We start from the raw sequence: 1,853 nt of genomic DNA, 5'->3' as shown, positions 1-1,853 counted from the left end.
GATGGCATGGCACACACCCATGACTTACTGGAAGGCGAAGCGACCATTCGCGCCACTTACAACCAAGGAACCATTACTCCACTCACTGATGATGCCACGTTACTTATCACCGAGGCCATCCCTGAATCGCTAACTATCGAACCTCCCAGTCAAAGCACTCCATTAGGAAGTGAAGCAGATTTCACTGCTTGGCTCACAGATTCTGATGGAAATATTCACGAAGTAACTGAACAAGTGTATTGGCAAAGCTTAAATCCCAATTACGCGACGATGGATTCTACTCGACCCGGAACAGCAGTCACTTATGGTCATACGACTGGAACAGCCACTATTCGCGCAACATTTAACACTGGAACCATCTCACCCATTACAGATGATGCCACATTAATCGTTACCCCCCCTATTCCGACATCCATTAGCTTGCAACCCACTGATTCTGAACTCTACGTAAACACAACCACTTATTTCGAAGCATACATCCACTACTCAGATGGAGTCACAATAACTAATGTAACTAATGATGCTAATACCAGCTGGCAAAGCGGTAATACTGATTATGTTACCATTAGTAATAATACTGCCACCAAAGGTCAAGCTTTAGGGATTGCAGAGGGTGATACGACTATTCAAGTGGCTTACTTTATGCCTGGGGTGGCACCATTAACAGCATCAACCCCAATAAGTATTATCAGAGATACTGTCACAGGGTATGTTATAGAGGAAACAGCGACAGGAATGACCACTGTGACCATGCAAACCAACGATACAAAAATGTTTAGTGCCTATTTGTTATATCAAAGTGGAGATAAAGTCAATGTAACCGATCAAACACATTGGAGTGTAGACCCGCATCATCTTGCCAGCGTTGATAACAATAAGAACAGCCCCTCCGAAACGGTTCGCTCACACAATGCCACCGGTACTGCCACAATAAATGGAAAATATCAACATAGCAATATTTATGCTACAGCAGCAACGATAATCATTGAGTAGTTAACCAAATTAGACTTTTATAAAAAACAAAAAAGCGACCTCTTTAGGTCGCTTTTTATACATTTAGTATGAGTCGAAAATGATACACGCTTACATTTAAAAAGCATTTTTCATGCTCTGAACACCTAACCTCAGAACGGTTTAGCCCATCACTGTCACCGCGTTGAATTCAGCTGATATAACCTTTATCAGCATAGGGTTTATCCATTGAATCAACGACCATTTTTGTAACTGGCCTAGTATCATGTACACTTGCAAGCATCATGTTTACGGCAACGATACCACCTTAATGGTTCACTATGAGATGAAGTTTAAACCCATAAAACCAACTCATGGTACCTTTTCTTCGACTCGCTAGGCCTGATAAGATCTTACCCCTTGGTATTCGTAAATTATGACAGACTTTAATACTCGTAAAATCAATAAATTCTATACCTGTTGCCTCACTTTTTAAGGGTGAAAAAATAGCTGCAGAGCGGAATAACAGCACTAGACATGACTTCCAGAAATCGGGTATAGCTCAGCAAATGGGGAAATTCTGATTTAAAGAAACAGGCTAAATATTCTGTGTAGAAGTGTTTAAACAAAATATATCGACTAACTTATCCATATGCCCTCTGCGTAATTGATTAATCTTGGTCGAAAGATCTGAGCATATAGAGGGCTATTAGTTCAATTTTTACCCATGATTCATGGTTAAATAAACACTCTGATTCTTTCAAACATCAAGGTCTTGTTTAACCCACTACTTCAATAAAAAATTAGCATTCATTATTTCTCTTCCTATACTTCATATAAATTAATAGAAAGGTGATGAATGATGAAAGCAACTTGGATGCTCCCTATACTGTTTGTTTCTA

The 1,853-nt window shown here is 39.7% G+C and carries 1 protein-coding gene and 1 pseudogene; one reads left to right on the top strand and one right to left on the bottom strand.

Annotated elements, in window-relative coordinates; translation table 11 throughout:
* A partial coding sequence (locus Q0779_RS23575) for an Ig-like domain-containing protein (protein ID WP_298776698.1) occupies positions 1 to 993 on the top strand: 993 nt, incomplete at its 5' end.
* Positions 994 to 1,165: 172 nt separating this feature from the next.
* Here the strand turns inward: Q0779_RS23575 and Q0779_RS23570 are convergent.
* A pseudogene (locus Q0779_RS23570) lies at positions 1,166 to 1,577 on the bottom strand (transposase); the annotation flags it as partial.
* Positions 1,578 to 1,853: the final 276 nt, after the last annotated feature.

Source organism: uncultured Shewanella sp., from assembly GCF_947491715.1.
GTDB lineage: Bacteria > Pseudomonadota > Gammaproteobacteria > Enterobacterales > Shewanellaceae > Shewanella.
The sequence above is the reverse complement of the archived record's forward strand: the minus strand, read 5'-3'. Positions and strand labels throughout refer to the sequence as shown.